General features: G+C 39.4%; 28 protein-coding genes. 5 read left to right on the top strand and 23 right to left on the bottom strand.

What is annotated here, in order from left to right:
• Nucleotides 1-230 precede the first annotated feature (230 nt).
• On the top strand, nucleotides 231-812 hold the full coding sequence (locus tag ACE3RB_RS07950; protein ID WP_374463737.1) for a Crp/Fnr family transcriptional regulator: 582 nt from the start codon (nucleotides 231-233) through the stop codon (nucleotides 810-812).
• Here the strand turns inward: ACE3RB_RS07950 and ACE3RB_RS07945 are convergent, their stop codons facing one another.
• On the bottom strand, nucleotides 813-1,841 hold the full coding sequence (locus tag ACE3RB_RS07945) for an LLM class flavin-dependent oxidoreductase (protein ID WP_374463736.1): 1,029 nt from the start codon (nucleotides 1,839-1,841) through the stop codon (nucleotides 813-815).
• Nucleotides 1,842-2,271: 430 nt separating this feature from the next.
• Nucleotides 2,272-2,652, bottom strand: a complete 381-nt coding sequence (locus ACE3RB_RS07940) for a winged helix-turn-helix transcriptional regulator (protein ID WP_374463735.1) — start codon at nucleotides 2,650-2,652, stop codon at nucleotides 2,272-2,274.
• A gap of 128 nt (nucleotides 2,653-2,780) precedes the next feature.
• On the opposite strand from ACE3RB_RS07940, the gene ACE3RB_RS07935 reads away from it, so the two are divergent.
• On the top strand, nucleotides 2,781-3,572 hold the full coding sequence (locus ACE3RB_RS07935; RefSeq protein ID WP_374463734.1) for an SDR family oxidoreductase: 792 nt from the start codon (nucleotides 2,781-2,783) through the stop codon (nucleotides 3,570-3,572).
• Nucleotides 3,573-3,593: 21 nt separating this feature from the next.
• Nucleotides 3,594-3,911, top strand: coding sequence for a nuclear transport factor 2 family protein (locus ACE3RB_RS07930; RefSeq protein ID WP_374463733.1), 318 nt, complete (start codon nucleotides 3,594-3,596; stop codon nucleotides 3,909-3,911).
• A gap of 148 nt (nucleotides 3,912-4,059) precedes the next feature.
• Here ACE3RB_RS07930 and ACE3RB_RS07925 read toward each other — a convergent pair whose 3' ends face one another.
• The 12 genes from ACE3RB_RS07925 to ACE3RB_RS07870 all read right to left on the bottom strand — a co-directional run bounded on the left by ACE3RB_RS07925 (nucleotide 4,060) and on the right by ACE3RB_RS07870 (nucleotide 13,697).
• Entirely contained in the window at nucleotides 4,060-5,646 is a 1,587-nt protein-coding gene (locus ACE3RB_RS07925; RefSeq protein WP_374463732.1) for a Na+/H+ antiporter, read from the bottom strand.
• Between the two features lie 82 nt (nucleotides 5,647-5,728).
• Nucleotides 5,729-6,262, bottom strand: coding sequence for a dihydrofolate reductase family protein (locus ACE3RB_RS07920; protein ID WP_374463731.1), 534 nt, complete (start codon nucleotides 6,260-6,262; stop codon nucleotides 5,729-5,731).
• Nucleotides 6,263-6,333: 71 nt separating this feature from the next.
• Nucleotides 6,334-7,068 (bottom strand): DUF6597 domain-containing transcriptional factor, encoded by a 735-nt coding sequence (locus ACE3RB_RS07915; RefSeq protein ID WP_374463730.1) that lies wholly within the window; start codon nucleotides 7,066-7,068, stop codon nucleotides 6,334-6,336.
• Between the two features lie 89 nt (nucleotides 7,069-7,157).
• Nucleotides 7,158-7,940: a hypothetical protein gene (locus ACE3RB_RS07910; RefSeq protein WP_374463729.1), complete on the bottom strand. Its 783-nt coding sequence runs from the start codon at nucleotides 7,938-7,940 to the stop codon at nucleotides 7,158-7,160.
• Nucleotides 7,941-8,206: 266 nt separating this feature from the next.
• Nucleotides 8,207-8,902 carry a VIT family protein gene (locus tag ACE3RB_RS07905; protein WP_332385919.1) on the bottom strand — a complete coding sequence of 232 codons (696 nt, stop codon included), beginning with the start codon at nucleotides 8,900-8,902 and terminating at the stop codon, nucleotides 8,207-8,209.
• An 83-nt stretch (nucleotides 8,903-8,985) separates the two neighbouring features.
• A complete protein-coding gene (locus ACE3RB_RS07900) occupies nucleotides 8,986-9,363 on the bottom strand; it encodes a hypothetical protein (RefSeq protein WP_374463728.1) in 378 nt (125 codons plus the stop codon).
• Between the two features lie 54 nt (nucleotides 9,364-9,417).
• Nucleotides 9,418-9,738: a low affinity iron permease family protein gene (locus ACE3RB_RS07895; protein ID WP_374463727.1), complete on the bottom strand. Its 321-nt coding sequence runs from the start codon at nucleotides 9,736-9,738 to the stop codon at nucleotides 9,418-9,420.
• A 176-nt stretch (nucleotides 9,739-9,914) separates the two neighbouring features.
• Nucleotides 9,915-10,322: a cytochrome C gene (locus ACE3RB_RS07890; protein WP_374463726.1), complete on the bottom strand. Its 408-nt coding sequence runs from the start codon at nucleotides 10,320-10,322 to the stop codon at nucleotides 9,915-9,917.
• Between the two features lie 5 nt (nucleotides 10,323-10,327).
• On the bottom strand, nucleotides 10,328-10,600 hold the full coding sequence (locus ACE3RB_RS07885; protein ID WP_374463725.1) for a hypothetical protein: 273 nt from the start codon (nucleotides 10,598-10,600) through the stop codon (nucleotides 10,328-10,330).
• A gap of 2 nt (nucleotides 10,601-10,602) precedes the next feature.
• A complete protein-coding gene (locus ACE3RB_RS07880; RefSeq protein WP_374463724.1) occupies nucleotides 10,603-11,595 on the bottom strand; it encodes a cbb3-type cytochrome c oxidase subunit II in 993 nt (330 codons plus the stop codon).
• Nucleotides 11,596-11,606: 11 nt separating this feature from the next.
• A complete protein-coding gene (locus ACE3RB_RS07875) occupies nucleotides 11,607-13,358 on the bottom strand; it encodes a cbb3-type cytochrome c oxidase subunit I (RefSeq protein ID WP_374463723.1) in 1,752 nt (583 codons plus the stop codon).
• 126 nt (nucleotides 13,359-13,484) lie between these two features.
• Nucleotides 13,485-13,697, bottom strand: a complete 213-nt coding sequence (locus ACE3RB_RS07870; protein ID WP_374463722.1) for a hypothetical protein — start codon at nucleotides 13,695-13,697, stop codon at nucleotides 13,485-13,487.
• 130 nt (nucleotides 13,698-13,827) lie between these two features.
• On the opposite strand from ACE3RB_RS07870, the gene lgt reads away from it, so the two are divergent.
• Nucleotides 13,828-14,664, top strand: a complete 837-nt coding sequence (gene lgt / locus ACE3RB_RS07865) for a prolipoprotein diacylglyceryl transferase (RefSeq protein ID WP_374463740.1) — start codon at nucleotides 13,828-13,830, stop codon at nucleotides 14,662-14,664.
• Between the two features lie 79 nt (nucleotides 14,665-14,743).
• Here the strand turns inward: lgt and ACE3RB_RS07860 are convergent, their stop codons facing one another.
• Entirely contained in the window at nucleotides 14,744-15,499 is a 756-nt protein-coding gene (locus ACE3RB_RS07860) for an SDR family oxidoreductase (protein WP_374463721.1), read from the bottom strand.
• Nucleotides 15,500-16,184: 685 nt separating this feature from the next.
• Between ACE3RB_RS07860 and ACE3RB_RS07855 the strand changes: the two genes are divergently transcribed.
• Nucleotides 16,185-16,613: a cold shock domain-containing protein gene (locus ACE3RB_RS07855; protein ID WP_002981005.1), complete on the top strand. Its 429-nt coding sequence runs from the start codon at nucleotides 16,185-16,187 to the stop codon at nucleotides 16,611-16,613.
• Nucleotides 16,614-16,873: 260 nt separating this feature from the next.
• Here ACE3RB_RS07855 and ACE3RB_RS07850 read toward each other — a convergent pair whose 3' ends face one another.
• The 8 genes from ACE3RB_RS07850 to ACE3RB_RS07815 all read right to left on the bottom strand — a co-directional run bounded on the left by ACE3RB_RS07850 (nucleotide 16,874) and on the right by ACE3RB_RS07815 (nucleotide 25,046).
• Nucleotides 16,874-17,854 carry a TolC family protein gene (locus tag ACE3RB_RS07850; RefSeq protein WP_374463739.1) on the bottom strand — a complete coding sequence of 327 codons (981 nt, stop codon included), beginning with the start codon at nucleotides 17,852-17,854 and terminating at the stop codon, nucleotides 16,874-16,876.
• Nucleotides 17,833-18,324, bottom strand: a complete 492-nt coding sequence (locus ACE3RB_RS07845) for a TolC family protein (RefSeq protein ID WP_374463720.1) — start codon at nucleotides 18,322-18,324, stop codon at nucleotides 17,833-17,835. The genes ACE3RB_RS07850 and ACE3RB_RS07845 overlap by 22 nt, the downstream gene beginning before the upstream one ends.
• Nucleotides 18,305-21,427: an efflux RND transporter permease subunit gene (locus ACE3RB_RS07840; protein WP_374463719.1), complete on the bottom strand. Its 3,123-nt coding sequence runs from the start codon at nucleotides 21,425-21,427 to the stop codon at nucleotides 18,305-18,307. The genes ACE3RB_RS07845 and ACE3RB_RS07840 overlap by 20 nt, the downstream gene beginning before the upstream one ends.
• Before the next feature lie 21 nt (nucleotides 21,428-21,448).
• Entirely contained in the window at nucleotides 21,449-22,537 is a 1,089-nt protein-coding gene (locus ACE3RB_RS07835; protein WP_374463718.1) for an efflux RND transporter periplasmic adaptor subunit, read from the bottom strand.
• Nucleotides 22,538-22,598: 61 nt separating this feature from the next.
• A complete protein-coding gene (locus tag ACE3RB_RS07830; RefSeq protein WP_374463717.1) occupies nucleotides 22,599-22,931 on the bottom strand; it encodes a hypothetical protein in 333 nt (110 codons plus the stop codon).
• A gap of 276 nt (nucleotides 22,932-23,207) precedes the next feature.
• Complete coding sequence (locus ACE3RB_RS07825; protein WP_374463716.1) at nucleotides 23,208-23,660, bottom strand: hypothetical protein; 453 nt, start codon at nucleotides 23,658-23,660, stop codon at nucleotides 23,208-23,210.
• Nucleotides 23,661-23,711: 51 nt separating this feature from the next.
• Nucleotides 23,712-24,359, bottom strand: coding sequence for a murein L,D-transpeptidase catalytic domain-containing protein (locus ACE3RB_RS07820; RefSeq protein ID WP_374463715.1), 648 nt, complete (start codon nucleotides 24,357-24,359; stop codon nucleotides 23,712-23,714).
• A 3-nt stretch (nucleotides 24,360-24,362) separates the two neighbouring features.
• The gene (locus tag ACE3RB_RS07815) at nucleotides 24,363-25,046 is read right to left on the bottom strand and encodes a TIGR02117 family protein (RefSeq protein WP_374463714.1); all 684 of its coding nucleotides are present in this window, start codon (nucleotides 25,044-25,046) and stop codon (nucleotides 24,363-24,365) included.
• Nucleotides 25,047-25,373 lie beyond the last annotated feature (327 nt).

Genomic DNA, 25,373 nt, shown 5'->3' with positions numbered 1-25,373 from the left:
GTCTCAAACACCAGTTCTTAGGAGTACCGGTTCGATCCCGGTCCTGGGTACAAAAAACCTCTGGAATCATTTGATTCTCAGAGGTTTTTAATTTTCAGGATGGTCAAAAGGGTGGCTAAAATTATATTATAGCTATATAGTTGGAGAAGGTCAGGAGAAGGTTAGATTATTCTTAACAATCTTGATTGTAATGATAACTTTCAGTATATTTATATTTACAATTACAACTAATGTACGACACTTTAATTGAATACATCAATTCACGGGTCTCCAGACCTTTAGCAGCTAATGAAATTAACATTATAAAAAATAATTTTGTTCCTTATAAACTCAAAAAACGGGAATTCTTTTTGCATGAAGGGGATGTAAGTAGTTATATGGGATTTCTTGCTAAGGGTTCTATGAAAAAATACAGTACAGATATTAAAGGTACCGAACATATCATAAGTCTTTATATTGAAGGCTGGTGGGTAGGTGATCGTGAAAGTTTTTCAAAACATTCACCCTCTTCCTTCAATATTGAGGCATGTGAAGATGCTGATTTATTGGTCTTAACAAAACAAGCCGGAGAAGAAGTATTCACACTTCCTATCATGAATGAACTTACCCGTCATTTAGACCAAAATTATTCTTTCGCCACTCAGAAAAGAATCAATGCTGCCATAAGTATGACAGCAGAAGAGCGATATAATATGCTCATTGATAGCTACCCTGAGTTTTCGCAACGATTTCCACAGCATCTGATTGCATCATATTTAGGTATTACGCAGGAAACGCTGAGCAGAATTCGATCCCGAGCGGTCAAAAAATAATCATGCTTTATTGACAATAGGAATTACCTTTGTCCCAATTAATTCAATCGCCCTAAGCATATTATCTTGGCTCAGTCCTGGATTATCCATCTGAAATGTAAATCTTGATATACCGCCTAACGCCTCACTATGCCGTAAAATCTTTTCTGCAACTTCTTCTGGATCGCCAATAACATAAGCTCCGGCAGGAGCAGCCTGAACTTCAAACATATCCCGTGTAGGAACAGCCCACCCTCTCTCCTTTCCAATTTTACCCATCATTTCCTTATAACCAGGAAAATAGATATTTTTTGCTGCAGTTGTTGTATCCGCCACAAAGCCCAGCGAATGTAATCCTACTTTAAGCTTTTCCCGAGGATGCCCGGCTTTTTCTCCGGCTTCATAATATAAGTCTATCAATGGACGAAAACGATGCGTTTCGCCTCCGATAACAGCCACCATTAATGGAAGTCCCAGGATTCCGGCCCGCATAAAAGATTGTGGAGTTCCTCCTACTCCTATCCAAACTGGCAATTGTTCCTGTACCGGTCTCGGATATACTGCCTGTTGTTTCAGTTCAGGACGGAATTTCCCGCTCCAGGTCACAGTTTCATTATCACGGATTTCAAGAAGCAATTTAATTTTCTCTTCAAAAAGAGCATCATAATCCTGAGTATTGAATCCAAATAAAGGAAACGCATCAATAAATGATCCCCTCCCGGCTACAATCTCAGCCCGGCCTTTGGAAATAATATCCAATGTTGCATATTCCTGAAATACTCTTACAGGATCAGCCGCACTAAGTACTGTAACAGCACTTGTCAGCCGAATATTCTTAGTCCTCGCTGCCGCTGCTGCCAATATTACTGCCGGAGACTCATCCAAAAATTCTTTGCGGTGATGTTCTCCCAGCCCAAAGACATGTAATCCGGCCTGGTCTGCAAACTCTATCTTTGACAACAAATTTTCCATAGCTTCAATATTTTTCTCTGGACGCAATAAGCCATCATACGCACCGGTAGCAATGAAGCTATCTATTCCTATTTCCATTCTAATTGATTTTGTATTATGAAATTTCCCTTATATAAAATATGATCTAATTTCCATTTTTTGAAGCTTTAAAACGATGACCTATATCAAGAAAAGTCGTATGGTTAAACATTTTGCTTCCCCTAATCCTTATCAATACAAAACTTCTACTACAAATTATGAAGCCACATAAACATAGGTTCCAAAGAAAAATAAATTTAAAAAGGCTAAAAAATCAAACACAGGCACTCAAAACATTATCCAAATCTGCAAAAAAATGATTTAATGTTCCAGCCAGCAGTTCACCAAAGCCAAACGGTGCCGTTTTTGATTTTCAGAGGCTTTTGTTTTTAGTAAGTTAAAAAATTGCCTATTTAATAATTTCACATTTAAAAAGCTCAAGTCATAACAGATATGAGCTCATTTGAATACTCAATTAAAAGAAAAAACTTTAATTCTCTTCTGTACCCGCAGATCCCTGAATTCTCTTAATAATCAATTTTCTTAACCGATTTTCGTGCTGATCACCCCACTGTCCCAAAGCACTTACAACAGGAATCAGACTTTCACCAAAATCAGTTAAGCTATATTCTACTTTTGGAGGAACAACGGGATAAATTTTCTTGGTAACCAGCTCGTGGTCTTCCAGCTCTTTTAGCTGAATGTTTAAAACCCTTCGTGATGCATCCGGAATCTTACGCTGCAATTCACTTGGCCTTTTATGTCCCTGATAAATAAACCAAAGCAGGCGTATCTTCCATTTGCCGTAAAGTACTTCACCAATCAGATCAAGACCGCAATTTAAGTTCGGAATTATTTTTCTCTCATACATAATGTAAAATTAAACCTATGTTCCCATTTGCACAATAGGGGAATAATTTATCCCTATATGAATCGTAATTCCGTACTTGTCCGAGCTGTTTTTATACCTCAATTTTGTCCTATAAATAATTCTTAAAAATGGAACAATTTAATTACAACAATGAGCTATCGGGCAAAATTGCATTGGTGACAGGAGGTACAAAAGGCACCGGAAAATCAATAGCAGAAAGGTTGCTGCAGGCTGGTGCAACGGTTATTATTACCGCAAGAAATGCACCTGAACGGGAAAACAGCAATCTGCATTTCATTGCTTCCGACCTGAGCACAGCAGAGGGCTCACAAAAAGTAGTCCGCGAAGTGCTTACGAACTACGGAAAACTGGATATCCTGATCAACAACCTCGGCTCTTCATCAACACCTGCCGGTGGATTCTATGCATTAAGTGATGAAGACTGGGAATCAACCCTACAGGCCAATTTGCTTGCTCCGGTTCGGCTGGACCGAGGATTTTTACCACAGATGATTGAACGAAAAAATGGTGTTATCATTCACATTGCTTCCATTCAGGGTAAATTGCCTCTTTATGATTCTACTTTGCCTTACGCAGCTGCAAAAGCTGCCTTGAGAAACTACAGTAAAAGCTTATCCAACGAAGTTACCCCTAAAGGCGTCCGGGTGCTGACTGTTTCACCAGGCTGGATCAATACGACAGCTTCGGAAGCATGGCTGGGAGAAATTGCAAGAAATTCTAACAGTACGATAGAAGAAGCGCAGCAGGGTGTAATGGATGCATTGGGTGGAATACCTTTCGGAAGACCTGCCGAGCCTGAAGAAGTAGCGGAATTCGTCGGTTTTCTTGTTTCACCAAGAGCCGGCTATTTAACAGGAACTGAATATGTAATCGATGGCGGAACAGTACCAACAATTTAATCATCCCTAACAACAGACAATATGAATTTACCAAAAGTAATCACCGAACTGGTAAGAGCACAGAACAATTTCGATAGTGCTGCTTATGCCGAATGCTTTACAGAAACAGCCGTAGTTTTTGATGAAGGCAAAATCCATAACGGAAAAGCAGAAATTGAAAAGTGGATTGACAAATCCAATAAGGAATATAAAGCCACTATGGAACCGCTGGATTATAACGAAAAAGAAAATATTCTATCAGCGGAAGTTTCAGGATCATTTCCTGGCAATCCGATCATTTTAAAATTTCATTTTGAAATAATTGACGGAAAAATTCAGCATTTAAAAGTAACAGATTAAGAGCGAGTCTGTATCAGAAAATGACGTACTATCAGAATCATTTGTCTGAAAAGCTATTCTCTGGAATGATGTTCAATAAAGCATGGTTCATAAAAAGAGTCCGTTTCACGAGTTGTGAGACGGACTTTTTTTTAACTTAAATTATGAATTAAACAGTATATCCTTTCATATTCAGTCTTTCTTCCTGCAAATCCAATATTCTGAGATGTTTTCGGATGATATTTTCATCCAGTAACAGTTCTTCGCGGTTTTTATTGATAAGCCAGTTTCTTTGGGTATCGAGAATGTCAATATAAATATGTCTGTATTCTTTGTAATTTAAAATAATTTCAGAACTGCTCAACTGATTTTCATATTTCTGTAACTGATCTTTTAACGCCGGAAAACTTTCTATTTTATCAGCATAGTCGCTCCGGATTTTATCAAGCGCTACTTTTGCCAGACTATTCTGAATGTCGTAATCTATCTCTTTCGCACTTCTTATGAAATCCCGGTCTACCGGAGGAAATTTCTTAAGTAAAAAAGGAAGGGTAAGCCCTTGTAAAAGCAGTGTTAACAGAATTACAATAAATGTAATAAACAGGATCATATTTCTTTGAGGAAACGGAGACCCATCATCTAAAGTCATGGGAATGGAAAGTGCTGCTGCCAGGGACACTACTCCCCGCATACCGGTCCATCCAATAATCAGGGGAGTTTGCCATCCCGGTGACTGAGGATCGGCAACGGTGATAAAATTCCTCATAATCAAGGTGGTCACCAGCGCTCCATATCCTGCCAAAATCCGGACAATAATCAACACTATAGTAACTGCAATTCCATACCCTATCGCAGTATAAATATCTGTATCACCTAGACCGGAAACAATTTCCGGTAAATCTAAACCGATAAGCATAAAAACAATCCCGTTCAACAGAAAGCAAAGGCTTTCCCATACCGTTACGGTACGTATCCGGGATGCACTGCTTAAAAAATCGTGACTCCGGTAAGAAAGAAACAGTCCTCCGGTTACCACTGCCAGAACTCCGGATGCGTGCAGTTGTTCTGCAGCCAGATACATAGAAAACGGCGCAATGAAAGTCAGCAGAATATCTATATTTGAGTCGGTAGGTAACATTTTATGTAATTTCAGAAAGACATATGCAATCGCAAGCCCGATTCCAAGGCCTCCCAAGCACATCCATACAAAACTTCCGGCTGCTTCATGCCAAACAAACTGTCCGGTTGCAGCAGCTATCATGGCAAACCTGAAAATAATCAAAGATGAAGCATCGTTCAGCAAACTTTCACCTTCCAGAATAGAGGCCAGCCTTTTTGGGACTTTTACAAATTTCAGAATGGCTCCTGCACTAACGGCATCAGGTGGAGAAACAATCCCACCCAATAAAAAACCGAGAGCCAGAGAAAACCCGGGAATAAAATAATTGGCAAAAGCGGCAACCGACAATGCGGTAAAGAAAACAACTACAAAGGCAAAGCTGAAGATAATCCTGCGCCATCTCCAAAGTTCTTTCCATGAGGTTGACCATGCAGCTTCGTACAGTAAAGGAGGTAAGAAGATGATAAATAGTAATTCCGGCTCTACTTTAATGGATGGCACCCCGGGAATAAAACTTATGATAAGCCCGGCTACTACCAGTAAAACCGGATATGCTACCTTAATCTTATTAGCCAGCATGATAAGCATCGTAATCAGGAAAACCAGGAACAGATAAAATTCAAAGTCTTTAAGCATAGGAAAAATTTGGATACTTAAATATATATCAAATTTTTAAAAAACTATACCTTTACTTATTGCAGCCTCATCAGAAAAACTGTTATTTTTTTCGCTTGTACTGCAGCTGTACCAATCCGGTTTCAAATGTTTTTGCTGTAATAAATTCAAGTGCGCTTTCAGGCCGGCCGTCTTTAAAAAGCTTTGTCCCGTTGCCTAATAACACCGGAATCACCGAAATAATAAATTCGTCTATCAGATCATGCTTCAATAATTCATTTATTATTGAAGCACCACCGTCACAATATATATTCTTTCCTTCACCGGATTTTAAATGGTTAACCAATTCTGTAATATCTCCTGTATAGAAAGTCGTTCTGCCCTCTTTCGGCCTTGCTGTTCTTGTGATTACGTATACATCCCGTTGCCCGTTGTCATAATGAGATGAGCCGATTTCTTTCAGTACATAATCATAGGTTTTTCTACCTATAATAATGGTATCAATTCCGGAAGTAAAGTCCGCATAACCGTAATCCTCACCTTCTTTTTCAACTATCTTCAGAAAGCTCAGGTCATCATTAGGTTTTGCGATGTAGCCATCTAAACTCATTGCAATGAAAAGTGATAATTTTCGCATCGGTTTTGATTTTAATATTGAAGCAAATTTACTTCTATACAACGATCTGTACTTTGTAAAAATGCGACACATTAAAGCAATGAGGGCGCAAGTCCGGTATTCTTCTTGATTTCATTGGTAAGATGCGAATGATCATAATAACCGCATTCAAACGCAATTTCCAATAAGCTCCGGCTTTGATTTGAATTTTTGATCAAACTCATCGCATGCTGAAACCTGATAATATTTGAATATTCTTTGGGTGATAATCCGATTAGTTTTTTAAAATTCCGCTCCAGTTGTCTTACCGTCGTAAAATGTATTTTAGCCAGCTCGTTACTACTTATGTTTCCATTGGTTGAATGTATCTGATTAAGTACTTCCTGCAGTCGGATATTTTTGTTTTTGAGTCTCCCGGAAAAAAACCGGTCAAAATAATGGAAAGGATTGTCAGATGTTTTATCAATATTAAAGGAGTTGGCTTTTTCAAATTCAACAGTGGCATTTGTTAATTCATTTTGTGAGGCATAGCTGTAAAAATTTGCAAAAGTGGCAGGTTTCAGGCATACTCCTGCTAAATGGGTTTCGCTGTCGATAAAACTATCTTTAAAAGAATTCATGGCACCTACCACATAAGTCTTTCCATGTTCCATTGAGAGCAATCCGTTATCCGTTAAGCATTTATTTCCCAAATTTATGAGTACACCCGCACAGCCATCCGGGAAAACCCTTTCCCATTGCCTCTCTATTTCATTTCCTTTCAGTTCCCAATAGAAATGAATAAAAGGCTCTAATTCCTTACAAGGCTTTATTTTTTTGTACTGCATGGTTTATATTGTTTTTTTCACAATAATACTCAGCTTTTTTATAATTACTTCCGTATAAAAGCTTCAGGTTCCCACTTCAATCTGTTTAGCTAGTGTTTGTTTTCTATTTCTTCAAAATACCTCATCACTTTTTCTTCAGTGCTGTTTTGCAAATTTACTTTACTGTCAAAAAGTTCTGCCCTTAGATGCCTGTATAATGACACTGCGTTTCTCAAACTTTCCAATAAGGATTGTCTGTTATAATCCGGAATGGTAAGTTTCAGTTTTTCAAGATCCTGAGTATTTAAAGCAGTTTCCACTTTTCTCACACCGCGAGGTAAATTTCCGTTTTTTATGTGGAGTAACGGCCCCAATACAATCATACGTAGAAATCCCATAAAGTCATATGCTTCAAAATATTCTCCACGTCCTATTTTCAATAATGCATAATGAATCCAGGTCCAAAAACGATCCTCTATCCACTGATAATCCGGATAGGGAAACCCTGCTTCTGTATGATGAATGATGTTCGCAAGTTGTCCACCCTTATCAATGAGAAGAGTTGGGGTTTCAATACGGCTTTGAAATTCTTCAAGGGTTAAAAACTTGATATCCACGTGCAAAAGCGGATTGTCATACAGGCATATCAATAATCTCGGCTCTCCCACATGTTCGCCGGTAAACCCTGACAAAAAACCTCCCAGCTTTCTTGCATAGTCAAGCATTAAATTCTTATCGTCAGAAATTTTTTGTCGGGTTACAAGAATAAGATCAAGGTCTGAAAATTCATCTATTTCATCGGTAAGCCAGGAACCCGCTACAGCTAAGCCAATAACATTGTCGTCCGGTTCTAAAATCTCTTTTGCTCTGTTACCGAATTCTTGTTGTATCATTTATTATCAGTTCTTTTTAAGTTACGTGTAAGTATAAAGCTGGCTTTTGCAGTATATTTTGATGCCTTTTAAATATACAAAAAATTCCTTTTGCAGATTATTTCTAAGCCAAACGCAACGATAGGCTGTTCATGATCAATTTCAACGGCTGAAAAGATTCCAGTTTTTTCACAATTTCAGAAAGATAATCGGTTGGGGATTAATCTGTTGTAGGTGAGATATTTACTTCATAAGCAGCAATATCAACTACACGGATATCACAGCCTTTACGCTACACTAACCCCGAAAATACGGCCCACCAATGCTGTAATTCCCATGGCAACAGTTCCCCAGAAACAAATCCTCAATACTGCGATTTTAATATTTGAACCTCCGGCTCTCGCAGAGATTGCTCCTAAAAGCATCAGGAATATGATTGAAAACCCATATTGGAAATATACCATTTGTTTAATAGGCGCCAAAAGGGAAACCGCAAACGGCAATAAAGCCCCTACCGCAAATGAACCGAAAGAAGCCATCGCCGCCTGCAAAGGTTTGGCTTGTGTTATTTCGTTTATTCCCAGTTCGTCACGGGCATGTGCTCCCAGGGCATCGTGCTCTGTAAGTTCAATTGCTACCTGCATAGCCGTTTCTTTGGTACAGCCTCTTTTTTCATAGACTTTGGCTAGTTCTCTGAGCTCTATCTCCGGCATTTGTTCAAGTTCAAGCTTTTCGCGCATCAGATCTGCTTTTTCCGTATCTTCCTGAGAGCTTACGGAAACATATTCACCTGCGGCCATAGACATTGCTCCGGCAATCATACCTGCCAGCGCTGCAAGGATAATAATATGCCGTTCGGGCTCTGCTGCCGCAACTCCAATAACAATACTTGTGGTAGATAATAACCCGTCGTTGGCTCCCAATACGGCAGCCCGGAGCCATCCTACCCTGTTTACATAATGTTTCTCCAGCTGATGATGCATAACTTTTTGTTTTGATAGCACGTTAAAGTTACCAAATGTTTCGTCAAGAATCGTTTTAAATTAAGGCATTTAGGATAAAGTCTTTATATTTTGAAAGACTTTTTTTGTGATACTGATCTTATTATAAAAATCCAGTACACAATGAATGTTACTTCAAGAATAAAGTCTATCATATAAGTCCATCTGATTACGTCATGTATATAATAATAAAGATCAATTCCTGCGAGTCCGGCAGAACAGAGTATAATGACCAGTATAACCAAAGCGCTCCGCCTTATTTTCAAAACATATAAAATAAGGAAAACATAAGGTAAGATCAGTAAGCTGACCGTTTTCACCAGCCATATATCCGTCTTGGGACCGGTAATTTTCAAAAAGCTATCAAGATGTATAAATGGCCATATTGCGGTAAGCAGAAAATAAAACATCTGAACATAGGCCACTAAATATTTCTTTTTCATGAAGCATGATATATTAGGTCCATTTTCAAAACATAATCTCTTACCCTGGATTGTCTACTTATATCTGGGACAATTCACCTGCAGATTTTCCGGCCGGTTGTTATCCGGTATATTTTTCTCTCTGCGCTGTCTTTCGAGATCTTCATAGAATGTGTGAAGCTGGCTCATCTCATCTTCTGTGAGGTTTCCTGCTTCCCTGTCCTTATTTTCCTTACGTGCAGCCATCAGTTCATCAAGCTTATGCTGAAGCGTTTTTATTTCTTTATTCTGTGTATTCCTGATAAAAAGCACTGCAAGTCCTGCAATACCTAAAAAAGCACTACCTTTAAAATATTCCCGCCAATCCGGCCATCTGTCTAAAATATCCTTTATCATAACTTTTATTTTAAAATTTATTCAAAAACAAGTCATACAGATTACTCCATATGACAAGTTTCAACATTAATCTATAAATCTATGTGAACCGGAAGATAATCTTCCTGTTTTCAGTTGTAACGCTATTATTTTTTCCTGCGCCGCTGAAGCTGAGCAATTGTTGTACTATACGGCAATTACTGAATATTGTAACTTGTTATTTCATAATAGATTGCCCACGCTGCAAACACGATGACAATAATCCATATCCAGAAAGGAATGGTTTGGGGTGTTTCACTCCCATTGATCAGGAAGCTTTTCTGGTTCCCTTTGTCATACGCATTGATCATCAGAGAAAGTGTACCATCTACCACATCTTTATTTTTAAGGCCTTCTATCCGTATTGCAGGGCCATTGGCAACGGTAAACTGTATATTTCTGATACCTTCTCTCCCGGATGGCGAATGGCTTACGATCTTAAGGGTATGCTCTCCGTCCGTGAGCTTTTTGGTATCCAGATCAAAAACAATAGGGGTGTCCAGCTCTGCAATGGGAGCCGGGTCGTCATCAATAAATAAAAAAACTTTGCTTTTATCTTTTGTCATGATCTTTAATTTTCACCTGAAAAAACGGAGTATTTAATATGGGATTTATCTTTTTCTCCTGGTTTGAACAGATATTTTGCAGAAAGGATAAATGCCAGTACTGTTATCAATATGACAAATCCTACGATAAACCAGTCCCAGTTACTTTCCGGGCCGGTTCCGTGGGTAAAGTTTCTTGTTACTTCGGGCTGCTGAAGTTTACAGGCATCGCAGGCAAATGCATAGACTGTAAAGAATATTCCAGACAGGACAGCTATTTTTTTTAAAACATTTATCATTGTTATTTTATTTTATCCATTATTGTTTTTACTTCTTCTGCGGTTACCTTTTTGGCATTGTTTCCCCAGCTGGTCCGCTCATGGTTCATAATGGCAGCTACATCTTCAGGAGTGAAGTTGGCATTGGTGCCCACAGGCGGCATGGTCGCAAATTCCGGTCTCGGATCATAGCCTTTCATGATGATGGTGACATACAGCTCAAGGTCTCCTCCTGTAACCACAGGGCTTCCTTTCAATGGTGGAAATGCTCCCGGAACCCCTTCTCCGTTAGCCTGATGGCAGCTTGCACAATTGGCGGTAAAGAGTGCACCTCCATCCGGTAAATTGGCATTTCCTCCCTGTGCTGCGCCTTCTTCTTTTTTCTGTTTATAGAGGAATGCAGGAACAATAGATTTATCCGTATAATCCGTTTGTTTCAGGGATTTCAGATAAGCTACCAGCAGAAGGGCTTCAGGACCTGCAACAATTTTTTTGTATCTGGGACGGAATTTTTCCGGAACTTTCACCTCAACATCTCCGGGCTGCAGATAATCCCTCTCTATAAAAAGCCAGGGATAAGCAGGCATCACAGATTCTTCAACGGCGGCCCTGGGCTGATAGAGATGAATGAGATGCCATTCTGCACTGGGCTGTCTTTCCCCGATACTGGTGAGATCCGGCCCGGTTCTCTGGGTGCCCATCAGATTGGCTGTGTTTCTCCAGAAATCTGTTCGGGTATTGATGGCAAAATCCGCCGGTATGCTTGGTCTTTTTCCAAAGACATTATCCATTTCGACATTTCTGACCTGCTGGGTATGACATGCAATGCATCCGTTATCTATATAAACCCTTTTACCGGCCTGCTCCTCTTTTGTCAGAATTTTAGACTGTCTTGGTAAAGGCTTATTGATCCTCTGGTTCTCCAAAGCAGGGAATATGGCAATGTAAAGGGTAAGTGAAACAAAAAGTAAAAGTGCAGAGCCGAAAAGGATTCTATGGTCATTTAAAAATATCATGATGCTGATCTTTAAGTGTTAAACTCTGTATTTCCAAACTGTTTCTTCGCGGCCAGGATTTCTGCAGGTGTCCTGAGAACTCTTACCTGATTTTCTTTTCTTACCATCCTGTAAAAATTATAAGCGAAAATCAAATGGGACAGCCACATCAATGTTCCCCCGATAGCTCTCCAAAGCCAGAAAGGCGCCATATTGATCACCCCTTCAATGAAAGGTTTTTTCTTGATCCAGAGTTCTCCTGTCTGCGTCCCGCCAATCATTAAAGCAATAACATAAAATAACAGCCCGATCAGTGCAAACCAGAAATGGATTCCCACTAAAAGCTTCGGAGGCTCCTTTCCTGTAAGCCGGGGAACCAGCGTATAGAAAAATCCCCAAAGCATAAATGTGATGATTCCATACATGGTAAGGTGTGAATGCGCTACAGTAAAATCCGTAAAATGCCAGAGGAGGTTGGTATACCTGAAAGCTTCCACCGTTCCCTGGAATGATCCTGTAAAATAAAATATAATCGCCATAAAGTAAAACGGAAGCGTATAGCTTGTCCTAAGCTGATACCAGGCTCCATTAAACGTCAGAAGGAAGTTGGCTGTACCCGCCGCCACAGGAATCAGCATCCCTGCACTTGCAATAATAGCTGTTGTCTGCAGCCTCCATGGGATGGCACTGAAAATAAAATGGTGGGTTCCAATCAGGGTATAGAAAAAGGTATGGGTCCAGAAAGCCAGCACGCCTAAGCTATAGGAGTAGATAGGTTTATTCAGCTGCTGTGGTAAAAAATAATACATCAGTCCCAGGTTGATCATCATGAACCACATTCCGATAGCCTGATGCATATAATATCCCTGAATAATGGTCTCTCCTACCCCGTCCTGCCAGATGGGAATATAAGCGATAACTATTACAATAACAATAAACATTGTTCCCGATACAATATACCAGTTAGACAAATAAATTTCTTTGGTTTTCCTGTGTGCAATGGGTTTAAAGAAATTATGCAGTGAGAGCGCCACTCCTATCCCGAAAGTAATCATGATCGGCCAGATATATTCCCGGTATTCTCCCCCGCCGTTATTCACTCCTGAAAGAACGGAGATTGTTCCGGCAAGAACAGCTGCATTGACCAGAATAAGAGAAAGATACCCTTGCTTTATATTAAATTTCTCAACATTGCTTACCCGCGGTATCACATAATGAGCGAAACCCAGCATTGCCAGGGAAGCCCACCCCCAGAATACAGCATTGGTATGCCCCGGTCTTAGCCTTCCATAGCTGAACCAGCTTGTATGCTCTATATCCGGAGCAACCAGTTTTATACCTGCATATAAACCGAAGGTTGTCCCCAGCAAAAGCCAGAATATGGCCGTTCCCAGAAAATAAAGAATCAGGCGGCTCAGTTCAGGAGAAATATATTTCTGAAATGAAGATGTTCTTCTCTTGGTGGGAAATACTCTTAACTCTTCTACAGAATTGATGTTTTGTACAACTCCTTTTGTATCTGCAGGTGGCAGGGTACCTGAAAGACCATTTTCCGGAAGGCTGAAGCTGAGCTCTTTTTCCCGCTGTTCATAATCTTCTACTTCTTCAGGAGAAAGGTTTTCTATTTCTTTTTTTCTCTCGAGGGATTCTTTCCGCCTTAATATTTTAGCATAGATGGATAAAAACTTCAGAACCACAATGATAAGGCCGGCTACAATGACCATCAAAGTAAGCAATAAGGTAATCTGTATTCCTGTTTCTTTAAATAATGAGATATCTGCCATAACAATAGTATCATGGGTTAATAAGTCGTGATGTTCCGGTTTATTATCTTAATAGAATTCTTTACTGATCTCTTTTTTTAAAAAGAAATCAATCCCGCTTTAAAACGTCAATGGCTGTAAATACAATTATTTACTTCTTTTAATAGAATCTACATCATACGCAGAGCTGTCCACCGTGGGAGTTTGATCTGCCGAATCCGGTGAAATCTGGGCAGAGCCGGAAGTAAGACTGTCAGATGCCATAATGGTATCTGTATTGGTCCGTTGTGTCTGGGGTTCTTTTTTGCAGCTGACGACAAAAAGGCCGGCAAGCACAATGAATGATACAATGAATTTCATATTATTAAATTTTGTGGTGTGTGTAGTTCAAATGTAGACAAGATACTCCTAACGCTTTATGACTCAGATCATAGAACTCCCGAACAGCACTGTTTTTACAGGAAAATCCTATTTTCCTATCTTTGCAGCAATGAATTTATTATATATCAACTGGGACATCAATCCCGAAATCGTCAATATCCTGGGAATTCCTATTAAATATTACGGATTACTTTTTCTTGCAGGGCTTGTTTTGAGCCTGAACATCTTAAAACGCATCTATAAAAAGGAAGGTCTCAGCACGCAGGCCCATGAAGCGTTATTCTCCTATGCACTGATAGGAATTCTGGTGGGAGCCAGATTGGGGCATTGTCTTTTTTATGATTTTGATTATTATTCTCAGCATCCGCTTGAAACATTTTTACCCGTTCAGAAAGGTCCGGACGGAAGCTACCACTTTACAGGATTTGCAGGTCTTGCCAGTCATGGCGGCGGTATCGGATTGGTCATCATGCTTCTCATTTATGCGAGAAAATATGCTATCCCATTCATGACCGTTCTGGATGCGATAGCCATTGTACTTCCGTTGGGAGGTACTTTCATCAGGCTGGCCAATCTGATGAATTCTGAAATTATCGGAATTCCTACTGATGTTCCTTGGGCTTTTATATTCCGTCAGGTAGATGATCTTCCGAGACATCCGGCCCAGCTTTATGAGGCTATCTCTTATTTTATTATTTTCCTTTCTGTGTATTTCATTTACAGGAAGAATATCTTTAAAATCGGAAAAGGATTTTACTTTGGAATCAGTATCCTGCTGATCTTCATTATGAGAATTCTGATAGAGTTTATCAAGGTAGATCAGGTAGAATTTGAGCACGGAATGATCCTTAACATGGGGCAGCTTCTGAGTATTCCATTTGTTCTTCTTGGATTATTCTTTATTATCAAAAGTATACTGGAGAAAGGAAAGATTAAAACCGCTTGATTTATTATTTCTTTTACAAATAAAAACTCACTGAAAGCTGTTTTCAGTGAGTTTTCTTTTTAATGGATTTTACAAAGTATTATCTTGTTGTATACCCGCCATTGGCAAAGATGGTCTGCCCTGTAATCCACCAGCCTTCTGTCACCAGAAATTCTACCAAAGGCGCAATATCTTTAATATCTGTCAATCCTCCCAATGCGGATGCTGATTTATGATAAGCTACAGCATCATCGGTTTCCTGCCCGTAGAAGAAAGGAGTGTCCATTGGGCCGGGAGCTACTGCGGTTACGGAAATACCTCTGGCTCCAAATTCTTTGGAAGCAGCCCTTGTAAAATGCTCTACCGGTGCTTTTGCTCCAGCATACGTGGAATACAATCCGGTGTAAGCCGCCAGCAATGATGTAACGATCGTACAGATTTTCCCATGGTCATTCAGCTTTTTACCGGCTTCCTGCAAAAAGAAGTAAGCAGATTTTGAATTGACATTGAACATGGTATCATATTCTGCTTCTGTAGTTTCTGAAAATGGTTTTTTCAGCACCATTCCAACAGTATTGATGGCAATATCGATTCCTCCGAAACGGGTAATGGTTTCATCAAAGAACTTCGTGATATGATCTACTTTGGTAAGGTCTCCCTGGAATAAAAATGCTTCTGCTCCCAGTGCCTGTACCTCAGCCAGTGTTTTTTCACTTTCTGCTTTTGAGCTTTCACTGTTGTAATGGATGGCCAGTTTTGCGCCTTTTGCAGCGAAATCCCTGCTTAATAATCCTCCTAAGTTTTTACCGCCTCCTGCAATTAAAACAACTTTTCCTTTTACATTTTGTGTTGACATTGTTTTTATTTTTAAATGTTAATGAGACAAAGATGGATAATAAAAACGGCCTCAACATGGTGAAATTTTCGGGAATTTCATTTTCCTGTCCTATACGGGAAAAAACATTTACTATTTCTATGTAAACAATAGTTATTCAATAGAATGCTATTTACCAGCCAGATACGCCCTGAGAGTATCTTTTTTATTTAAACACCCGGCTATAATTCCCAAACTCACATCAATTTTAGGCATAACATTTGATACCTTCCTCCCGTATCACGCACCACCACTTCATTTTTAATATATTTTTTTATAATCCTCAGGTTTCTGGGGATTTTTTTGTAAGATTATTACCACTTTACGGATACGTTTACACGCACAGCATAACGTATCCTGCAACACTATTTCTGATAATCAATCATTTAAAACCTGATTATTCATTTTATTGTTGTATATTTGTACGTAATAAACCGAGTCACTACTTTGTTTTCTGTAACGACGCGAATATTTTTATTCAGTCTTTGCCTTTTGAGCAGCCATATTTTTAACTTTTATTCTTCTATTAAGAACAATACTTGTCGGAATTTTAAAGCTCTGTATGATTGGAAATATCCAGGACAGGAAACATCGGCGGGCTTTATAGGTCTCATGCAGGCCAGATTGAACCGATTAATTTATAGAAACTAAATACTAAAAATAATTTATGGCAGATTCTTTTTCTAAAAAGGAAAATTTCAAGAAAAAAATTCAAAAGCAAAAAGAAAAGGCGCTAAGACGCGAAGAACGTAAAACGAACAACAACAAAGGGAAAGACATGGAGGATGTATTCATGTATGTAGATGAATTCGGAAGATTAACTTCTACTCCCCCTGAACAGAGACAGGAAGTAAACCTTGATGATATTCAACTGGGTGCAGCTCCTATCATTGAAGAAGATCCAAGAAAAACAGGAATTGTTACGTTCCTGAGTGAAAAAGGATATGGTTTCATTACTGAAGATAACAGCAAAGAAAACATCTTTTTCCACAACAATAACTGTGCAGAGCCGGTGAAAAAAGGAAACAAAGTATCTTTTGAAAAAGAGAAATCTCCTAAAGGATTTTCTGCTGTTGAAATACAGCTTGTTAAATAATACGTACCTGTAAAAATGTTTCTGTGTTAAAAGCAGATCCGTTTTAAACCATACACAAAGAGACTGTCCGTGCGGACAGTCTCTTTTTTTAGGGACATATAAAAAAAGTTAACTTAACTTATAAAAAGTTAGATTCTAACGCAATATCCCTGAATTATTTCAAATATCCTTACGGGAACCCGTAGAATACAGTTAAAATTTAAAAATATAAAAGAAGCTGCCATTTCAGGCAGCTCCTCTCATCGTAAAAAAAGTAAAAATTAATCCAGTTTACCTCCCAGTGCTTTAAACAGCAGGACGTTGTTTCTGGTATTCTGATGCTGGAACTGTAATAAGTCCAATTCAGCGGTTAGTTTGCTCTTCTGGGAATTGATCAGCTCAAAATAGTTGGCGTACCCTGTAAGGTACAGATCATTGGAAACCTCAACACCGCGGTCAAGGAAACCTACTTCTTCTGATTTCAGTTTCAGAACACGTTCATAAATTTTAGTTTGTTTTAAGATAGACTGAAGCTCATTAAAAGCTGTCGTTATACTTTTCTGGTAGTTTAAAAAAGCAATTTCCTGCTCTTTGCTGGCTACTTTAAATTCATATTTCAACTGTCCTTTATTGAAAACAGGAACCATCAATCCTCCCAACAGCTGTCCGGCCAGTGAACCTGGCTTAAAGAATGTTTCCACAGAAAAAGAATTCAGTCCGAAACCGGCTCCCAGATCAATTTTGGGATAAAAAGCAGCTCTTGCCGCCTTTGCATCAGCCTGGGAAGCTTCTAAAACATAGTAATTCGCTGCTACATCCGGCCTGGAATGGATTACATTTTCCACATTAATGGTTTTATTTAAAACATCCATATTGGTAGGCATTAATACTTTCCCCCGTTTCACCTCTCCACCATAGCTTCCTGTCAGGGTTGTAATCGCCTGCTCTACTGTTACGATTTCCACCCGGATATGTTCAATCTCTGCAAGCCAGTTATTGTTCTGTGCCTTGAACTGCTGTACTGCCAATTCGGTAGCTTTACCTACTTCACGCTGAGCCAGAACAATTTCAAAGGCTCTTTGCTGAAGGTTGTAGTTCTTCTGATAAATAGCAAGACGGTTATCCAATGCTACCAGCTGATAATACAGATTGGCAATATCGGTGAAAAGCTCTACCTGCAATAATCTTAATCCTTCTGTTGAAGCCAGATATTTCTTCTGGGCAGCAACTTTCTTATTTTTCAGTTTTCCCCATGCATCAATTTCCCAGCTGCTTCTTGCGCCCAGCCAGTAATTAGGCGTAAAATCCCTGTTGATTTCTGGTCTTCCGTAATATTAGGTGAAAGATTGGTGTCATAATTTCCAACGCCTTCCATTGTATACTTGCCGTATCGGTTACCGGAAGCTTCTATTCCGACTTCAAGGGAAGGCAACAGATCCATCTTTGACCGTTGAAGAAAACTGTTGGCAATCTCCACTCTTTGCTGTGCAATCTGGAAATCAGGATTCGCCTGCACCACCTTATCAAAAAGCTCAAGCAGATAAGGATCCGTAAAATAAGCTTTCAGATTGATCTGCTGAAATTCATCCGGGCTTTTGTTTTTATCGGTTTTAATAAACTCCTCTGGTAATTCCTGAGCCTTTTTCAGTTCTGCTACTTTGGGAACGGCACATGAAACCAGGCTCAGTGCCGCCATTCCATACAATATATTTCTATGATTCAATCTTTTCATCTTTCTTCTTATTTTCAAGTTTTGCAAAGAATATATACAGTCCCGGAATCACCACCAGTCCGAAGATGGTTCCGATCAGCATTCCCCCGGCTGCAGCTGTCCCAATAGAACGGTTACCGATTGCCCCGGCTCCGGATGCTATACATAAAGGGATAAGTCCTGCCACGAAAGCAAAGGAGGTCATCAGGATCGGTCTCAGACGCTGTCTTGCTCCTTCAATGGCTGCAGGAATGATATCAAACCCCTGTTTGTTTCTTGCCACGGCAAATTCCACGATCAGGATGGCATTTTTAGCTAAAAGTCCGATGAGCATAACCAACGCTACCTGTGCATAAATATTGTTATCCAACCCTGCAGCCACCAATGCGATATAAGATCCGAAGATTCCTGTCGGAAGACTTAATAATACCGGCATCGGAAGAAGGAAACTTTCATACTGTGCCGCTAATAAAAGATACACGAATAAAAGACAGATGGCGAAGATATAAACGGTCTGGTTTCCTGATAAGATCTCTTCCCTTGTCATTCCGGACCATTCAATATCAAATCCTCTTGGCAAAGATTCTTTGGCTACACGTTCTACCGCTGCAATGGCATCACCGGAGCTGTAGCCGTCAGCAGGCTCTCCGTTGATCATTGCAGACATATACATATTGTACCTCGTAAGTACTTCAGGCCCGTATACTTTTTCGATGGTAATGAAAGTGGAGAAAGGAACCATTTCACCCTTGTCATTTTTTAAATATAAATTCAGAATACTTTCAGGTGTATCCCTATGTTCCGGACTTGCCTGCACCATCACTTTATACATCTGGCTGAAACGGATAAAGTTCGTAGCGTAATAAGATCCCAGCATAGTTTGCAGCGTAGACATAGCATTGTCCACCGATACTCCTTTCTTCGCTGCCATATCATAATCTATATTAATCATGTATTGCGGGAAAGTAGCATCGAAACTGGTAAAGCTGTTCTGCAGTTCGGGAGCTTCATTCAGCTTTTTAACAAAATCTTTGGTGATCTTATCTGTGTTTTCAATAGTTCCTCCGGTTCTGTCCAGCAAACGCAATTCAAAACCACTGGTATTTCCGAATCCGGGAACGGTTGGCGGCGCAAAAATCTCAATTTGTGCATCTGCTATACCCTTTGTTCTCTCTGAAAGTTCTGAAATCAGATCATTCACTGAAATACTTCTTTCTTTCCAGTCTTTAAGGTTGATCATCGCCATTCCGTAAGATGAACCTGCGATCTCTGTCACGATACTGTAGCCTGCAAGCGTGGTCACATTTTCTACTCCTTTAATCTTCTTGGCAATCACCGTGACCTCATCCAGTACTTTTTCTGTTCTTTCTACTGTTGCTCCCTGTGGAGTCGTCACACTTACATACACCATTCCCTGGTCTTCCATAGGAATAAATCCGGTAGGCAGGAATTTACTGGTCACAAAGGTCAGTCCGATGAATAAGAACAACAGTCCGAAAGTCACTGTAGTTCTTGTGGCAAATTTTGATAAAACACCTACATACCCATTCGTCAGTCTTTCAAATCCTGTATTAAAGCTCTGGAAAGCCCTGTCGATAATGGTTTTCTTCTTATGATGGTCATGAGGTTTTAAAATAATAGCACAAAGCGCCGGAGTAAGCGTCAGTGCATTCACCCCTGAAATCACGATACTGATGGCCAATGTTAATGAAAACTGACGGTAAAATACTCCAACAGGCCCATCCAGGAATGCCACAGGAATAAATACGGCAGACATCACGATCGTAATAGCGACTACAGCTCCTGCAATTTCTTTGGTGGCACTGATGGTGGCATCCAGCGCGTTCATTCCTTCTTCCATTTTCACATGGACGGCTTCAACGACGACAATGGCATTGTCAACTACAATTCCGATGGCAAGGACCAACGCAAACAATGTTAAAAGATTGACAGAGAAATCAAGCATGTCCATAAATGCAAAAGTTCCTATCAATGCTACCGGTACAGCCAGTACAGGAATCAATGTGGAACGCCAGTCCTGCAGGAAGATAAATACCACAATTCCTACCAGAATAAAAGCTTCAATAAGCGTTGTAAGCACCGCACTGATGGAAGCATCAAGGAATCGGGAAACATCATAAGCCATGTTATATTCCATTCCCGGCGGGAAAGAGGTAACTTTCAATTCTTCCATTTTTGCCTTTACACTTTCAATTACTTCGGAAGCGTTGGAACCCGGACGCTGTTTCATCATGATGGATGCAGAGGGTCTTCCGTCTGTTTTGGAAACCATTCCGTAGTTCATCGCCCCGAATTCAACTTTGGCAATATCTTTAAGCTTTAAAATTGTTCCGTCCACATCAGACCGGATTGGTACTTCTTCATACTGTTTTGGCTCAAAAAACTTTCCTTTATATTTGATAACATACTGAAGCTGGCTTGAGGTTTTACCAGAGGTTTCACCTACTTTTCCCGGTGCTGCGGAAATATTCTGTTTTTGCAGGGAAGTGATTACCTCGTCTGCGGAAATATTGTAAGCAGCCATTTTCTGCGGATCCAGCCATACTCTCATTGAGTATTCCTTCTGTCCCATGATCTCTGCACGTCCTACTCCATCAATACGTTTCAACTCCTGAAGGACATTAATGTCCGTAAAGTTATAGATGAACTGTTCATCCTGGCTCGGATCTGTACTTGTGATATTAAGGTACATCAGCATACTGTTCACCTCTTTTTCAGTTGTTACCCCGGCTCTGATCACCTCTTCAGGAAGCTCGTCCAGAATAGTTGTTACCCTGTTCTGAACGTTTACTGCTGCTACATCAGGGTCTGTTCCTACTTCAAAGAACACCTGAATAAGGGTAAGCCCGTCATTGGAGGTTACCGTAGACATATATGTCATCCCCGGCACTCCGTTGATGGCCCTTTCCAAAGGCAGCGCTACCGCATTGGCAGATACTTCGGCATTCGCTCCTGTATATTTTGCCGTAACGGTTACCGAAGGCGGTACGATATCGGGAAACTGGGTGATCGGCATTTTCAGCAACGCCATGATTCCCAGCAGTACAAATAATATGGAAATAACCAACGAAAGAACCTTTCGTCTTATAAACATTTCTACCATTGATTTAAAGATTATGAAAGGTTAATACTTCTTTTTGATTTTGATAATATCACCGTCTTTCAAAGACTGTGTTCCTTCATAAATGATTAAATCTCCTTTTTTAAGACCGTTTTCCACCATATAAGAATCTCTTAAGGTAGTTCCGATCTTAATGCTGGTCATTTTCACTTTATTCTGCTTATCCACTACAAAAACATAGGTCTTATCCTGGATGGAGAAGGTAGATTTCTGTGGAATAAGGATTGCGTTATTCTGCTGTTCGGAAATAATAAGCTTTCCGGAAGTACCGTGTTTGATCAGATGGTCCGGATTCGGGAAAAGTACTTTATACCGGATAGAACCTGTAGTTCTGTCGATTTCTCCTTCGGCTGTTTTTAAAGCACCCTTAAACTGATAATTGGCTCCGTTAGGCAGCGTCAGTTCAATCTTCTGATGATTCCCGATTTTATCATTGGCCAAAAGCTCAAAATATAGGTTTTCAGGGATCGAAAAGTAAGCATAGACTTCATTCAGTTGGGAAAGCGTGGTCAATAATGTTCCATTTTCCACTAAACTACCGTCCTTATGGGGAATCACATCAATCCCCCCATCAAAAGGTGCTGTAATCTTTGTAAAGCTTATTTTCTGAAAAACTGCCTTTTTTTCGGCATCAGCAAAGGCATGTTTTGCTTTCGCGGAAGACAGTTTTGCTTTTACCATTTCCAGCTCGTTGTTGGCTACAAATTTCTTAGCATGAAGACTCTGAATCTGCTTCAGTTCCACTTCTGCAATACGGACATCAGCTTCAGTTTGCTTTAATGCGGCATTCGCTTTCAGAAGCTCCATCTGCAGTTCAGCATCATTGATTTTAAATAAAGCCTGCCCCTGGTGTACAAACTGTCCCTCATTGACATAAATATGCTGTATAATGCCTCCGATTCTGGACCGCATTTCAACATTCTTTTTAGCCTGGATATCTGTGACAAACTGGTTGCTCACCAATGTATCTTTTTCTTTGATTTCCAGTACGGGAACTTCTTTTTCTTTCTGATTGTTTTTTTCCTTGTCTTTACTGCATGACACAGCGAATAATGTTGCAAGAATACAAATTATTACGTTTTTACAATACATTTTTAAATGTTTAAATTATAAGATTTCCGTTAAAAGTGATTTGGCTTTCAGAAATTTAAAATTAGTACAGCTGGAGGAGATGGAGAAAGGATTTAACCCCGCAGATAATGGAAACCGCAATTTCCGGAAGGGTAATTTTCGGAATAACTTTTAATATCCCTGAGAAGTCTGCTACTGCAGAATCATTTTTTCTGACTGAGTGTTTTACAATTTTTGAAGCAGCAGGCAGAGCATGCGTGTTCATATCTGCTTCTTCATAAACATCCAGAACATGAATATTCGTTACAGGAGGGACATGAGGAATATTCTGCAACGATTTTTCTGCCCAATTCGAATTGAAAAGGGAAAAAACCAATAAGATATAGAATAAGAAAAATGACCTCAGACCTGCCATGTCAATCAGAATACTTTAGTTTTTCAGTAAAACGATAGTGGTGCAAAAATAGAGATTTCTGCTGGAAAATCCGGCCATTGAACTGTTAAAAAAACTTAAACAATGGATGAATAATTATATTATTTGAATTTGGATTCCTGCGGATGACAAATAGAACGCGAAGTCTATTCATGCAGTCTGTTATTTTGAAGGAATCTAACTTCTAAAATTCCGGATGAAAAATGGCATTAAGTTTTGGCTAAAGCCCGTTTCTATTGAATGATTAAAATTGTCTAGTTAGAACAATTTACTGAGCACTCTGAATCGGTAATCAAAAATATATTCCAGTTTCTTTCTGACGAAAAGGCGATGGGCAATTTCACCTAAAAATCCCATAGGAAGTTCATAATTTATAGTATCCCTCATTAAAACGCCTTCTTCATTAGGAATAAACTCATGATGATGGTTCCACAATTTGTAGGGACCTTTTTTCTGAAAATCGATGAAGCTTTTACGGAAATCTACGAGGGTGATCTCAGTCTGCCATTGCATTTTGATTCCGAATAAGGGAGAAACATAATAATCGATGAGCATTCCTTCGTAGATTTCATCATCTTCCATTTCCGTCAATACAATAAAGCCCATGTCTTTCGGGGTAATTTCTGAAAGGTTATTGGCTGAGGAAAAGAATTTCCAAGCAGTTTCTATATCACAGTTGAGCTGTTGTTCGCGGAAAAGGGTATGTTTCATAAGGCGGAATCAGTTAACCTGATTGTTATAAAACAAAGGTATAACAAAGATTTAATTATAGATCCACATCAGTACAGGTTTTCCAGACTTTTGAATCATCGGATCAATTTCCTTCATGGCGTTGTTGGATACGGTTGGACAGCCCCATCCTTCGGGCGAACCTTTGGGGAATACCTCTTCATCACTCATCAGATTCCAGGAATGAAAGACGATATATCTTTTTAAAGCATTACTGTTGGTTTCTTCAAGGCCATGCATCAGGTATTTTACATTGATTCCCCAATCGCTGTACCCTCTTCCTTCCAGTTTATATTTCCCTAAAGAGGACAGATGGCTTCCGTCTTCGTTGCTGAATCCCGGATTTGCTTTAGAATCATCTTTACTCCATGAATTGGAGCCACAGCCATGCCCTACCAGATATTTTTTTGAAATTTTATTGTTTTTAAAATCCCAGACAAAAAAACGGTTAACCCCGGAATGAAGGCTCATATCAATCAGAATACAGAAATCACGGTTAAGATTCTTTGAGGTACAAAATTCCAGAGCTTCTTCAGCCTTTATTTTTAGCCTGGAAAGATTGGCTTCAGGCTTCTTTTCGGCAACAACAGGTGTATCAACCGTCTGTATTGTATTTCTGTTTTTCTCCTGAGAGCATGAGCATATCCAAAAAACAACAAAAAACAGATAAATCCTTTTCATGAATTATTTATAGTGCTGAAAAATTCCAAAATCTGTAGGTGTCCAAAGCGCTGCTTTTTGTCCGGCAGCTTTTAAAGCGTTATTTGACCAGGTATTACAGGTGTAAAGAAAGCTGTAAGTCCCTTTGGCATCATAAAAGGCATCATTATCACCATATACCGCATTGGTTGGAATTAATATGAAGTTACCGTTCTGATCTTTGTCGAACTTATCTTCTACATATTTCACCAGATTTTCATACTGCCCTCTGCTGATCATAATCATCTTGCAGTCTTCACCTTCCTTCATTGTATTATAGTAAGTACAATGCATGGCAGAATCACTTAACCAGAAGGCTGCTTTAACGGCTGTAGAAAACTTAAGGTCAGCCCAGGTAGGGGTATCCAGGTAAAAGCCTTTGTCTCCCCATCCTATTCCGATATACTGATAGTCTGTTTTTTTTGATTTCGTATTGGCAAAAGGAATTTTCCGGCTCCAGTCCTGAAGATCATTTGTCACCGGCATTACGATATCCGTATGCACTCCGTTGGTATAAATATAGATCGGGATTTCTTTCTTCTGCCCGTCATCTTTTGCTGAAACGGGAATATAAGGAATCAGCAGTCCAAGGATTACATATATAATCACAATTCCCAGAATGATGCCCACCACTTTCAGGAGATACATTAAGATCATTTTCACAGTCATGTTTTTTAATAAAATTTAATCTGCAATTTTTGGTAAAAGTATTTGTTTTAATCGAAAAAATGGCTATATTTAGTTACGAAATATTTACAAATATGCGTAAAAATACCAAATCCCAAAAAAGATTTAAAATAAGAGTAAAAACTGCTCCTAAAAGAATACAAAAAAGACGTTGATTTTCGGTGAGATTCTGATCTCCTGAAAATCAATTTTCTTTATAGGAAAGGCTTTTCAAGAAACTTATTGATGTAAATCTTTACCTCCTTAAAGCGGAAAATTTAAGGAATGGTCGGTTATCAGCTCTGGTTTGGAAATTCAAAAAATTCCAAA

The organism is Chryseobacterium sp. (assembly GCF_041914225.1).
Taxonomy (GTDB): Bacteria; Bacteroidota; Bacteroidia; order Flavobacteriales; family Weeksellaceae; genus Chryseobacterium.
This window is presented reverse-complemented; position numbering and strand designations above follow the sequence as displayed.